Origin of the sequence: Methylorubrum populi (assembly GCF_002355515.1) — a bacterium.
Lineage (GTDB): Bacteria > Pseudomonadota > Alphaproteobacteria > Rhizobiales > Beijerinckiaceae > Methylobacterium > Methylobacterium populi_A.
This window is the reverse complement of sequence record NZ_AP014809.1, coordinates 3,392,516-3,404,752: the sequence shown is the minus strand read 5'-3', so window position 1 is coordinate 3,404,752 and position 12,237 is coordinate 3,392,516. Positions and strand designations below refer to the sequence as shown.

The 12,237-nt window shown below is 70.1% G+C and carries 12 protein-coding genes and 1 pseudogene; 8 read left to right on the top strand and 5 right to left on the bottom strand.

Annotated elements, in window-relative coordinates; all coding sequences use genetic code 11:
* Window positions 1-5 precede the first annotated feature (5 nt).
* Window positions 6-331 (bottom strand): annotated as a pseudogene (locus MPPM_RS15615) (type II toxin-antitoxin system RelE/ParE family toxin).
* Window positions 318-608 carry a ribbon-helix-helix domain-containing protein gene (locus tag MPPM_RS15610; RefSeq protein WP_096485829.1) on the bottom strand — a complete coding sequence of 97 codons (291 nt, stop codon included), beginning with the start codon at window positions 606-608 and terminating at the stop codon, window positions 318-320. Before MPPM_RS15610 ends, MPPM_RS15615 begins: the two are co-directional and overlap by 14 nt.
* A gap of 221 nt (window positions 609-829) precedes the next feature.
* On the opposite strand from MPPM_RS15610, the gene hpt reads away from it, so the two are divergent.
* The 4 genes from hpt (at window position 830) to MPPM_RS15590 (ending at window position 4,874) form a co-directional block, all read left to right on the top strand.
* Window positions 830-1,399 (top strand): hypoxanthine phosphoribosyltransferase, encoded by a 570-nt coding sequence (hpt, locus tag MPPM_RS15605; protein WP_096485828.1) that lies wholly within the window; start codon window positions 830-832, stop codon window positions 1,397-1,399.
* A gap of 162 nt (window positions 1,400-1,561) precedes the next feature.
* On the top strand, window positions 1,562-1,927 hold the full coding sequence (locus MPPM_RS15600) for a response regulator (protein WP_003600588.1): 366 nt from the start codon (window positions 1,562-1,564) through the stop codon (window positions 1,925-1,927).
* Between the two features lie 281 nt (window positions 1,928-2,208).
* Complete coding sequence (serA, locus tag MPPM_RS15595; RefSeq protein ID WP_096485827.1) at window positions 2,209-3,459, top strand: phosphoglycerate dehydrogenase; 1,251 nt, start codon at window positions 2,209-2,211, stop codon at window positions 3,457-3,459.
* A gap of 17 nt (window positions 3,460-3,476) precedes the next feature.
* On the top strand, window positions 3,477-4,874 hold the full coding sequence (locus MPPM_RS15590; protein ID WP_096485826.1) for an FAD-binding oxidoreductase: 1,398 nt from the start codon (window positions 3,477-3,479) through the stop codon (window positions 4,872-4,874).
* Window positions 4,875-4,954: 80 nt separating this feature from the next.
* Here the strand turns inward: MPPM_RS15590 and MPPM_RS15585 are convergent, their stop codons facing one another.
* Window positions 4,955-5,470, bottom strand: a complete 516-nt coding sequence (locus MPPM_RS15585; protein ID WP_096485825.1) for a TspO/MBR family protein — start codon at window positions 5,468-5,470, stop codon at window positions 4,955-4,957.
* Between the two features lie 96 nt (window positions 5,471-5,566).
* On the opposite strand from MPPM_RS15585, the gene MPPM_RS15580 reads away from it, so the two are divergent.
* Together MPPM_RS15580 and MPPM_RS15575 are read left to right on the top strand one after the other, a co-directional pair.
* Window positions 5,567-6,808, top strand: coding sequence for a trans-sulfuration enzyme family protein (locus tag MPPM_RS15580; RefSeq protein WP_096485824.1), 1,242 nt, complete (start codon window positions 5,567-5,569; stop codon window positions 6,806-6,808).
* Between the two features lie 92 nt (window positions 6,809-6,900).
* Window positions 6,901-7,362, top strand: a complete 462-nt coding sequence (locus tag MPPM_RS15575) for a hypothetical protein (RefSeq protein WP_096485823.1) — start codon at window positions 6,901-6,903, stop codon at window positions 7,360-7,362.
* Between the two features lie 24 nt (window positions 7,363-7,386).
* On the opposite strand, the gene mdoH is transcribed toward MPPM_RS15575, so the two are convergent.
* Entirely contained in the window at window positions 7,387-9,318 is a 1,932-nt protein-coding gene (mdoH, locus tag MPPM_RS15570) for a glucans biosynthesis glucosyltransferase MdoH (protein WP_096487875.1), read from the bottom strand.
* Window positions 9,319-9,352: 34 nt separating this feature from the next.
* Here mdoH and MPPM_RS15565 point away from each other — a divergent pair, with 34 nt between their 5' ends.
* Both MPPM_RS15565 and MPPM_RS15560 read left to right on the top strand, forming a co-directional pair.
* Entirely contained in the window at window positions 9,353-11,032 is a 1,680-nt protein-coding gene (locus tag MPPM_RS15565; RefSeq protein WP_096485822.1) for a glucan biosynthesis protein G, read from the top strand.
* Window positions 11,033-11,099: 67 nt separating this feature from the next.
* Window positions 11,100-11,744 carry a PRC-barrel domain-containing protein gene (locus MPPM_RS15560; protein WP_096485821.1) on the top strand — a complete coding sequence of 215 codons (645 nt, stop codon included), beginning with the start codon at window positions 11,100-11,102 and terminating at the stop codon, window positions 11,742-11,744.
* A gap of 102 nt (window positions 11,745-11,846) precedes the next feature.
* On the opposite strand, the gene MPPM_RS28545 is transcribed toward MPPM_RS15560, so the two are convergent.
* Entirely contained in the window at window positions 11,847-12,038 is a 192-nt protein-coding gene (locus tag MPPM_RS28545) for a hypothetical protein (protein WP_173807918.1), read from the bottom strand.
* Between the last annotated feature and the right edge of the window lie 199 nt (window positions 12,039-12,237).

Genomic DNA, 12,237 nt, shown 5'->3' with positions numbered 1-12,237 from the left:
CACGATCAATCGTCGTCCGGTGAGTGTCCGCGATACAGGGCCTCGAAGTCCCGGCCGCCGTAGAAGACGTTGACGATGCGCACACGGTCCGCCTCGACCCGATAGGCGATGACGGCCGCGCGCTCGAACGGCACGGTGCGCAGACCGGGTGCGAGATCGTCGCGCGGTCGCCCGCCATGCGGCGCATCGCCGATACGGTCACACCGTTCGAGGATTCGATCCGGAAGCGACCCGCTACCTCGGGGTTACGGCTGGCCTCGTAGACCGAGCGGTAGATCTGCAGCAGATCGGCGTCGGCCTCGGGCCGGTAGGTGACCTTAAGGCGCTTCATCCCGATGCGCCGTCATGGACTCGGCATGCAGCGCCGGGACACGTGCCCGCACGTCCTCTCCGGAGAGATCCGGGCGCGGATCGTCCAGAGAGTGGCGGATGCGGGCGCGAATGAGGTTCAGGCGCTCGGCATCCTCCTGGCGCTGGCGCTGCCAGAGACGCACCGCGTCGCGCAGGACCTCGCTGGTCGAGGCATACTCGCCCGCGGCGACGCTCTCGCGCACCGCCCGGAGTTGCTCGGGCGTCATGGTGACGCTGATCTTCTCGGCCAACGGCATCGAGTACTCCTCAGCGACTCCTGTGCGGAGAGTAGCATAAAATCCGACTGGAAGCGTTGGGCTGTCGTGTGTGTCCCGGCGATCCATCAACGGGTGTTCCGGCTCCGGCTGCGCGCAGCGCTGGCGGAGGCGCCCGCCCATGGTATGGTGGGGGACGGGGCGGCTAAGGGCGGCCCGTGCCGTTGCAGATCCAGCGAAGCCAACAAGAGCCCCAAGAGCCAATGAGCACCGCATCGAAACGCGTCCGCGTCCTGTTCGACGAGGCAGCGATCGCCAAGCGCAACGAAGAGCTGGCCGCCGAGATCGTCGCGGCCAAGCCCGAGAATCTGCTCGTCGTCGCGGTGCTCAAGGGCAGCTTCATGTTCGCTGCCGACCTGCTGCGCGCGCTCCACCGCGCCGGGCTCTCTCCGCAGGTCGAGTTCGTTCATCTGTCGAGCTACCGCACCTCGACCGTCTCCTCGGGGCAGGTCGAGATCCTGCGCGACGTCCAGAGCGAGGTGCGCGGACGCGACGTGCTCCTGATCGACGATATCCTCGAATCCGGCCGCACCGTCGTTTTCGCCAAGGATCTGCTGATGGCCCGTGGTGCCAAGCGCGTGCTCACCGCCGTGCTCTTGGAGAAGCCGGGCAAGCGCGCCGTCACGATCGACGCGGATTTCGTCGGCTTCACCTGCCCGGACGTGTTCGTGGTCGGCTACGGCATGGATGCCGCCCACGCCTTCCGCCAACTCCCCTTCGTCGGCCTCGTCGATTACGACAGCAGCGATGCGGACCTGTTCGGCGGTACCTGAGCGGAAATCCCGGTCCGGCAAATTCCTGATAAATTCGCGACACTTGCCGGAATTCAGCCGCCGATGGAACTCTGTCGGCGCGTGAGGCTTGACAGGCTACGCTTCCGCGCGGTCACTCGGGCGCAACGATCCAGATCGAAGGAATGGTGAGGACGCCCGACCATGGCGCGCATCCTGCTCGTGGATGACGAGGATACGGTTCGCGGCTTCCTCAAGCGCGGGCTCGAACTCGACGGTCACACCGTCGTCACGGCCATCGACGGCAGCGACGGTCTCGACCGTCTCTCCGAGGCCGGCGGCGGCTTCGACCTGATGCTGACCGATATCCGCATGCCGCTGATGGACGGCATCGCGCTCTCGCTGGCGGCCAAGCGCGACTATCCCGATCTGACGATCCTGCTGATGACCGGCTTCGCCGACCAGCGCGAGCGTGCCCGCGGCCTCGATGCGATCGTCACCGATGTGCTGACCAAGCCGTTTTCCCTGGCCGATCTGCGCTCGACGGTGACGCGGGCGCTGGCGGCGTAGGAAGGCCTCGCCACGGCTGCCGCTCAGCGCGATCCCGAGCCCGCCGCGTTCGATCCGGCCTGATCCGCGCCGCTTCTCTACGCGTTTGCCGACTATCTCGCCGCCTCGATTCCCTCTACGCCGAGAGCGGAAGGCCGAAGAACATCGTTTATTTCCAAGCCTTTATCGCAAATCGCGTCACGAAACCTGCCGGGTGTCGCCCAAGGCGAGCCGCCTGGGCTTATCGCACCGCAATATTGATGTATGGCGGGCGCTCAACGACGCGAGGCGCAGGCGAAACCATGCCGGGCACGGACAGCTTCACCCTCCAGGATCAGGTCAACATCGTCCTCGCCGAGAACATCGCCCCCTCGGCGGTGGAGGTCCTCGCGCGGGCGGGCATTCGCGACGTGCGGCGTCTGCCGCGCTCGGTCGGCTCGGCGGATGCCGCCGCGCTCGCCGACGTGCATGTCCTCGGCATCCGGTCGCGCACGCAGGTGACGATCGGCCTGCTCGACGCCGCCCCGGCCCTCGTCGCGGTCGGCTGCTTCAGCGTGGGCACCAACCAGGTCGATCTCGACGCCGCCCGGGCGCGCGGCATCCCGGTCTTCAACGCCCCATTCTCCAACACCCGCAGCGTCGCCGAACTGACCATCGGCGAGATCGTGATGCTGCTGCGCCGCATCACGCCGCGCTCTGCCGCGGCGCATGAAGGCGGTTGGGACAAGTCGGCGGAGAATTCCTACGAGGTCCGCGGCAAGACACTCGGCATCGTCGGCTACGGCAATATCGGCGCGCAGCTCTCGAACCTCGCCGAGGCCATGGGCATGCGGGTGATCTTCTTCGATCTCACCGACAAGCTGCGCCACGGCAACACTGAGCCCGCCGAGAGCCTCGACGAACTGCTCGCCGCCAGCGACGTGGTGAGCCTGCACGTGCCGGAAACCCCGCTCACCCAGGGGTTCATGAACGCCGAGCGCATCGGCCGGATGAAGCCCGGCGCCTACCTCATCAACAACAGCCGCGGCACCGTAGTCGATCTCGACGCGCTGGCCGTCGCCCTCAAGGAGGGCCGCCTGCGTGGTGCAGCGGTCGACGTGTTCCCCGTCGAGCCGCGCTCCAACGACGAGCGCTTCGTCTCGCCGCTCCAGGGCATCCCGAACGTCATCCTCACCCCGCATATCGGCGGCTCCACCGAGGAGGCGCAGGACCGCATCGGTTCGGAGGTCGCGCGCAAGCTCGTGGACTATTTCGAGACCGGCTCGACGCTGGGCGCGGTGAACTTCCCGCAGGTGCAGATCCCGCCGCGCGTCGGCGGCGTGCGCTTCCTTCACGTGCACCGGAACGTCCCCGGCGTGCTCGGCCACATCAATCAGGCGTTTGCCCGCCGCGACGTCAACATCGCGTCCCAGTACCTTCAGACCGAGGGGGAGTTGGGCTACGTGGTGGTGGAGGCCGACGCCGCTCCCGCCGACCGGGCCAGCATCCTGACTGAGCTCAACGCGATCGAGGGCACGGTGCGCACCCGCCTGATCCAGGCCCGGATCGCCTGAAGGATCCTTTGCAAGCCATGAGCGCGACCGGCCTGCCGTCCGACCTTCTCGCCCGGCTCGAAGCCCAGCTGGGACCGGGCGGCCTCCTGACGGACGAGGCTGATTGCGCGCCCTTCGGCATCGACTGGCGCCGCCTGTTTCCCGGCCGGCCCGCCGCCGTCGCGCGGCCGTCGAGCACGGAGCAGGTTGGTTCCGTGGTCAGGCTGTGCCGCGAGGCCGGCATCGCCCTGGTGCCGCAGGGCGGCCATACCGGGCTGGCTGGCGGGGCTACGCCCGACGCATCGGGCCGCCAGATCGTGCTTTCGCTGGCGCGGATGAATGCGGTGCGCGCGGTCGATCCGGTCGGACTCACCATGGAGGTCGAGGCGGGCTGCGTGGTGCAGGCGGCGCAAGCCGCGGCGGAGGCCGCCGGGCGGCTGTTTCCGGTGAGCTACGGCGCGGAAGGCTCGGCCATGGTCGGCGGCATGATCGCCACCAATGCCGGCGGCATCAACGTGCTGCGCTACGGCATGACCCGAAGCCTCGTGCTCGGTCTCGAGGTCGTGCTCGCCGACGGCAGCATCGTCGATGGCCTGCGCTCGCTGCGCAAGGACAATGCGGGCTACGACTGGAAGCAGCTCTTCATCGGCAGCGAGGGTACGCTCGGCATCGTCACGGCGGCGGTGCTCCGCCTCGTGCCGCGGCCGCGCTACACCGAAACCGCCCTGCTGGCGGTGCCGGACCCGGAGGCGGCTTTGCGCATCCTGTCCGCCGCGCAGGACGGCCTCGGCGATACGATCCAGGCCTTCGAGCTGATCTCGCGCTGCTCCTTCGATCTCTTGGAGCGCTATGCCGGCCTGACGGGCCCGCTGCCCCCCTCCCCCTGGTGCGTCTTGCTCGAGGCGGGGTCGAGCCTTGCGGGTCTGCGGGACGCGGTCGAGGGGACGCTCGGCGAGGCTCTGGAGCGGGGCGATGCCGTGGACGGCGTGCTTGCCGAATCGAAGGCGCAGGCCGCCGGCCTATGGTCCCTGCGCGAGCGCATCACCGAGTGCGAGGCGCATCAGGGCAAGTCGGTCAAGCACGACGTCTCTGTGCCGATCCCGGCGATCCCCGCCTTCCTGGAGGCCGCCGACCGGGCGCTCGCCGAGGGGGCACCCGGCACCGTTCCGAACGTGTTCGGGCACATGGGCGACGGCAACCTGCACTACAACGTGTTGGTCGGGCCGGAGCATGACGGCGCCGCGATCAACCGCCTCGTGCACGACGTGGTCGACCGCTTCGCGGGCAGCATCTCCGCCGAGCACGGCATCGGCCAGTACCGCGTGGAAGAGCTGGCGCGCCGCCGCCGGCCCGAAGAGATGGCTCTGGCCTATCGTCTGAAGCGCGCGCTCGATCCCGAGGGCTTGCTCAACCCAGGCAAGGTTCTGCGGGTCTGAACCCGTTTCAAGGACGGATCTCCGACCTTTTCGATCGGACGATCGCGTCTTCCGACGAACGGTCGGGCGCGCCCCGAGCCTCAGTTCATCTGCCAGATCGTGCCATTGAGCAGGCAGGCGAAGGCGACCCAGGCGGCGTAGGGCACAAGTAGCCACGCCGCGGCGCGGTCGAAGCGCCAGGACAGGCGAATCGTCCACAGGATCATGATCAGCATCGCCAGCGCGACGATCAGCGCGAGGCCGAGCTGGTGGGCGGCGAAGAAGACCGGCGTCCAGGCGGCGTTGAGGATGAGCTGGGCGGCAAACGCCGCGAGCGCCAGCCACCACGCCTTCCGCGCCGGCCCCGGCACCGGGCGGGCGCCGAGCAGGCGCCAGAGCGAGATCGCGATCAGCGTGTAGAGAAGCGTCCAGGCCAGCGGGAACACCCAGTTCGGCGGGTTGAAGGCCGGCTTGCGGATCGTCGTGTACCACTCCTCGATGTTCGAGCCGGTGGACAGCGTGCCCACCGCCGTCACCAGCGCGACCGGGAGGATCGCGGCGGCGAGCCGCGGGATCGGCGGCAGGGCCGGCCGTTCGGGAATGTCCAGGGCGCTCATGCGCTGCGCTACGCTCCGTCGCTCGTTTCACCGCCTTGCCCGGTCCGGCGGATTCGCTCAAGTCGGCATCCGAACGGATCTTGAGCGAGGAAACCGATGAGCCGGTCCAACGCGCCTCACGGCCAATCCGATGCAGCCGCACCGCACGGGGCCTCGCCCGAACTCTCGCCCGAGGCATGGAGCCCGCGCACGCTCGCCGCGCAGGCGCTCGGCCGGATCGAGCCGGTGACGCGGGCGGTGGTGCCGCCGCTCCATCTGTCGACCACCTATCTGCGTGATCCCGACAACGCCTACCGCTCCGGCTTTTCCTACGCCCGTCCCGACAACGCGACGACGCGGGAGGCGGAGGACGTCATCGCGGCCCTCGAACGGGCGGAGGCCGGCGCGATGCTGTTCGGCTCCGGCATGGCGGCGGCGGCGGCGGTGTTCTGCGCCCTGGAGCGCGGCGAACACGTGATCGCGCCGCAGGTCATGTACTGGGGCCTGCGCCGCTGGTTGCGGCAGGAGGCGCCGCGCCTCGACCTCGCCGTCGATTTCGTCGCGATGGAGGATCCGGAGGCGGTGCGCGCCGCGATCCGGCCCGGCAAGACCCGGCTCGTCTGGATCGAGACGCCGGGCAACCCGCTCTGCACGGTCACCGACATCGCTCGCGTCGCCGAGATCGCCCGCGCCGCCGGAGCCCGCGTCGCGGTCGATTCCACCGCGGCGAGCCCGATCCTGACCCGGCCGCTGACGCTCGGGGCCGACATCGTGATGCACTCGGCCACCAAGATCCTGAACGGCCATTCCGACGTGGTGGCGGGCGTCCTGGCCGGCGCGCGGCAGGATGCGTTCTGGGACCGCCTCACGGCGATCCGCGGTGGCTGGGGCGCGATCCTCGGGCCGTTCGAGGCCTATCTGCTGATGCGGGGCCTGCGCACGCTGCCGCTGCGCGCCGCCGCCCAGAGCGCGGGAGCGCTGCGCCTCGCCGAGCGCCTGTCGCGGCACCCGCGGGTGAGCGCCGTGCTCTATCCAGGCCTGCCCGACCATCCGGGCCACGCGGTGGCCGCGCGCCAGATGGAGGGCGGATTCGGCTACATGCTGTCGATCCGCGTGGCCGGCGGCGAGGCGGCGGCGATCGAGACGGCTGCCCGCGTGAAGCTCTGGAAGCGGGCGACCTCGCTCGGCGGCGTGGAGAGCCTGATCGAGCACCGCGCCTCGGTGGAGGGGCCGGGAACCCCCTGCCCGCCCGACCTGCTGCGCCTCTCCACCGGGATCGAGGACCCGGACGACCTGTTCCGCGACCTCGACGCGGCCCTGGCGGGCGCGCACGGGGAGAGCGATCACCGGAGCGCCTGACGCCTTCAGATTTTTTGTGGATAGAGTGTGCGCGGTTACGGGCGCCGCGCGTTGTCGGGTCGAAAAGCCTCGAACCCGCGACGCGACCCGCCATGCTCAACCGCACGCTCCTTCTGCCCGCGTTCGCGCTCTGCCTCGCCGCCGGCGCGGCCCGGGCCGCCGACGGGCCGCCCAAACTCGACGTCGAGGCGACCTGCAAGTCGGCGGAGCGGGTTCAGAAGACCCTCAGCGACAACCCCAGCAAGGATGCCTGCCTCAATTCCGAGCGCGGCGCCGAGGCGGATCTGAGGAAGCGCTGGAGCCAGTTTCCGACCTCCGCCAAGTCGCAGTGTACGCAGCAATTCGAGGCCGGCGGCTTCCCGTCCTATGTGGAGTTGCTGACCTGCCTTGAACTCGCCAGCGGCACGGTACCGACGCAGCCGTCCTCGGACCAGCCCGCCACCTCCGATGTCGGCGGGGCGTCGGGCGGCGGGCGAAAGACCGGGAGCAGCCTCACCCGCGAGCCGGCGCCGACTCAGCGCACCAACCCGATCGAAGTGCTGGAGGGCAAGTAGCGGGCCGGCCCGGCGGGCCGGGGCTCAGCGCAGCGTCGGCGCACCGGCCTCGTCGATGGCGACGGACAGCCACGGCGAGGGCGCGCCGGCGATCGCCGCCGGCTCGGTGCCGGCCGTGCGGCCGTGGTGCAGTTCGAGCAGTTCAGGCGCGGGGCGCGTGTCGTCCTCGGTCAGGAACAGGCCGCGCGCCTTCGAGCCGAGGCCGAGGCGGGTGCTGCTGGTGAGCACGCTCTGAACCGGGCTCGTCAGCAGGGCGAAGGCGATCGGGGCCATCCAGAGGGCGAGCCAGGGGCTGCCGAAGGCGAGCAGCACCGCCAGCGCGCCGCCCGCGGCCACCGCGTCGCTCTGCAGGCGGAAAGCCTCGCCCCACGGCACGCTGCGGTCGTCGCGGGATTGCGCGTCCCAGCGCACCACCCGGCCGAACAGGGTCGTGACCACGGCGCCGGCCGCGAACAGCGCCATCACCGGCCAGAGCAGAACCCAGATCGCCTGTTCGAGCGCCGCGCTGACGATGAGCGAGCGGGTGCCGCCGAAATCCGCCCGGCGCCGGGGCGAGGCGAGGACGTAACCGAGGCTCAAGAGCTTCGGCAGCGCCATGGTCGCGATCACGAGCGCGGCCAGTGCCCAGGCGGCGGCATTGTCGCCATCAAGGCCGTAGCCGATCAGTCCGAGCTCGCCGGAGCGCACCGCCTGCCACGTGCCGAGCGCCAGGAAGGCGATCCAGAGCGGGTAGACGCAGTAGCCGAGGATGCCGACGCCGAGATGCCAGCGGCTCGCGCCCGGCAGGCCCTTCCACGGCAGCACGCGGATATGCTGAAGGTTGCCCTGGCACCAGCGCCGCTCACGCCCGAGCAGATCGATGAGGTTGGTCGGCATCTCCTCCCACGTGCCGCCCATCTCCGGCAGCAGGCGCACCTCCCAGCCGGCCCGGCGCAGCAGCGCCCCCTCGACGATGTCATGACAGAGGATCTCGCCCCCGAGCGGCGGCTTGCCCGAGAGCACGGGCAGTTCGGCATTGTTGGCGAAGGCTTCGATGCGCAGGATCGCGTTGTGGCCCCAGTAGGAGCCGTCCGGACCCTGCCACGTCTCCAGGCAGCGCAGGGAGAGCGGCGCGTAGAGGCGCACGGCGAATTGCTGGATCCGCGCGAACAGGGTGTCCCGGCCGGCGGCGTAGGAGACCGTCTGGATCAGGCCGGTGCGCGGGTTCTCCTCCATCAGCCGGGCGAGCCGGCGCATGGCGGCGCCGGTCATCAGGCTGTCGGCGTCGAGCACGATCATGAAGTCGTATTCATGCCCGTAGGTCCGGCAGAACTCAGCGATGTTGCCGGCTTTGCGGCCCGTGTTCTCGGTCCGACGGCGGTAGCGGATGCGGGGCATGCCGCGGCCCTCGCGCCGGCTCCACGCCTCGATGCGGGCGAATTCGTGCTCCTCGACGGCGCTGATCGCGCCCTCGCGCGTGTCGGAAAGGACGAAGATGTCGATGTCCGAGCCGTCGCCGCCCTCGCGCTGGAGCGAGCGGGCCATGACCCGGATCGCCGAGAACACCGCGATCGGATCCTCGGCGTGGATCGCCACCACCGCGGCCGTGCGGCTGAGGCCCGTGGGGCGGGTGGAGATCGTCGCGGCGCGCCGCTCCAGCGGCGAGAGGGCGCGGTCGCCCATCAGCGCGGCGATCAGTCCGTAGAGATACTGCCAGGCGGTGAAGGACTGCCACGCCATCAGCACCACGAAGAGGCCGAGCACCGTGCGGCCGAGCCACGTCTCCGGCAGGCCGTAGGCGGCGATCGCCAGGGCGGCGATGGCGGCGGCGGTGGCGAGCGTCGGGCCGGCAAGGGCAAGGCGGCGCAACCGGAACGACGTCGGCCGCGGTGCGGGGCCCACACCCCTCGGGTGGGTTTCACCCCCGGCCCCCGTCTCGACGGAGCGTTCCGCCTGCGGCAAGTCTGGGCTGGACATGATCGACGTCGACACTCGCGGGAGGGATGGACGGATGGCTGGACCGTCGGACGCTGAGAACGAGGCGCCCGAGGCGAACGGCGTTTCGCGGCGCGCCCTCGTGCGGGGCGCTGTTCGTGGTGCTCTTGCCGGTTCGGCCGGCTTGAGCGTTTCTGGCCTTTTCGACCTGAATACAGCCAGAACGATGGCTCAAACCACGGAAAGCGCCTCCTCGCCGGGCAGCTCCGAGCTGCGCCCGATCACGTTCGAGGCGTTGGCACAGCGGGCCGAGCGGCTGGCGGCCGAGCCCTACCGCCTGCCCGGCAGCGATCTGCCGCAGGAGCTGGCCGCCCTCGACTACGACGCCTTCCAGGCGATCCACTTCCGGCCCGAGGCGACGGTCCCGCTCGGGTCCCGCTTCTCGCTGCAGCCGTTTCACCGCGGCAACCTGCACGCCAAACGGGTGGAGATCTTCCTGCAGTCGCCGGACCGGGTGCGTCCCTTTGCCTACGACCCGGATCTGTTCGACCTCGGGCCCGCGCTGAAGGGCCGCCGTTACCCGGCCTCACTCGGATATGCCGGCTTCCGTATCGCCCACGGCTTCGACACGCGCCGGCCGCAGGCCCACGAGGAGTTTCTGGTCTTCCTCGGCGCCTCCTATTTCCGCATCCGCGGCCGGGATCAGGTCTACGGCCTCTCGGCCCGGGGCATCGCGGTGAATACCGGACTGCCGCAGGGAGAGGAGTTTCCGGATTTCACCAGCTTCTGGATCGAGGAGCCGGGCGGCGCTTCGGCGTCGATCACGATCCTCGCGCTCCTCGACGGTCCGAGCCTTGCGGGCGCCTACCGCTTCGTCGTCACGCCGGGGGTGGTCTCGACGGTCGCCGTGGAGACCGCCCTTTTTCCGCGCCGCGCCATCGAGGCGCTCGGGATCGCGCCGCTCACCAGCATGTTCCTGTTCGGCGAGAACGGGCCGGGCGTGCGCGGTGCCGAGCCCTCCGACGACTTCCGCCCGCAGGTCCACGACTCGGATGGGCTCGCGGTGCAGTCGCCCGGGGACCGTCTGTGGCGGCCGCTCGTCAATGGCCGGGCCGCGCCGCAGATCTCGTCGTTTCGCGCCCGTCCGCTCGAAGGCTTCGGATTGCTGCAGCGGGAGCGCCGCTTCCCCGCCTATCTCGACGTGCAGGCGCGCCACGAGGACCGGCCGGGCCTGTGGGTGACGCCCGCCAGTGACGGCTTCGGTGTCGGCGCGGTGCGGCTGTTCGAGATCCCTTCGCGCACCGAGGCGACCGACAACATCGTCGCCGCCTTCGTGCCGGAGGTGCCCGTCGAGGCCGGCAGGCCGCTTCGGCTCACCTACGGCCTCGCCACGGTCGGCGCCGAACCGTCATCGGCCATGGCCCCGACCCTCGCCCGCGTCGTCTCGACCCGCGTCGGATCGGCCGAGCGCCTGCGCCCGACTAACCCGCCCTCGCCGCAGCGACGCCTCTACGTCATCGATTTCGAGGGACCGGGCCTGCCCGATGACCCGAGGGCGGACATCAAGGTGTCGCTCTCGGCGAGTGCGGGCACCCTGGTCGAACCCTATGCCGAGCGGGTGCCGCAGACTGGTGGCTGGCGGCTCTACGCTGAGTTTCGCCCGCCGAATCCGTGGCCGGCGGGGGATACGGTGCTGCGCGCGCGCCTCTCCCATGCCGGGCGGGTCATCACCGAGACGTGGAACGCCGTGGCCTGAGGCCGGTGAACTGGGCGGTCTGCCGGCCGTTATCGGGGCAACGTCACGTCCGAACCCGGAGCCAGGGATGCGTCCCCACATGTCCAGCGTCCCGCGATCCGCGCTGGCCGCCCTTGTCCTGCAATTCGCGCTCGCCCCGGCTCCGGTTCTCGCCGAAGCGGCGCCGGCCCCTTCGGCCGCGCCGCGCTTCATCGAGCAGCCCGAGACCGGCACGATGCGCGGTTCCAAGGTGATCGGCGTCAGCGTCGTCGGGGCGGATCACGTCCGCGTCGGCAAGATCGAGGATGTGCTCGTGGATGGGAGCGGTCGCATCCAGGCGGTGGTGATCGGCGTCGGCGGCTTCCTCGGTGTCGGCGAGAAATACGTCGCCGTGTCGTTCGATCAGCTGGCCTGGAACTTCGACGACGTCTCGCTCACCTCCGGCGCAAGCTCGGTGGTCACGGCCGACGACGCTCCGGGCGGGAAGGCCGCCGACAAGGCGAGCCCGGAAAAGATGCCGGGTTCGCAGGTTTCCCCCGACGTGCTGGGCGCCGTGCAGAACCAGCACAGTGGCCGCGTCACCGAGGCGACCGGCTCGGTCGAGCCGCAGAAGCCGGATGCGAAGTCCGCGACGGTGCTCGCCGGCCATGATCTGATCCACGCCGAGCTCCGCCTGACCAGGGCGCAGCTCAACGATGCGCCGGCCTTCCGGTTCGAGAGGGCGAAGCGCTGACCGTCCGCGTATCGGAGCGGCCGTAGACCGGAGTTCACATCGAATGAGATACGCCGCCCTCACCCTTATCCTGTGGCTGTCCGGCCTCCAGGCGTCGCTCGCTCAGGCGACGAATCCGGCGCCCCCGATCTCCGAAACCGGCCCTTCGGGCTCCAGTTCGGCGCCGGCGACGGCGGCGGCGACGGACTTCAACTGGGTCTGGGCCAGCGTGCTGATCGCGCTCGCGGTGCTGGCCCTGTGGATGTTTGCCCGCAGGCGCCAGTCCGGACCGCCGCGGTAGCGACGTCGCTCCACCGATCTCGGAATCCCTCGACCCGTTCCTTCGAAGGCGGCGCGAAGCATCACCCTCGAAGGAGCTTCCCGTGACCGCGCCTGCGCCGGACGATCCTCCGCCGCTGTGCGGCAGCTCAGGATGAGGACGTCGACGGGAGAGCGAGAGGCGCCACAGTCGTTAGAGCATCATCCCGAAAGGTGGTTTGCGGCTTTCGGGAAA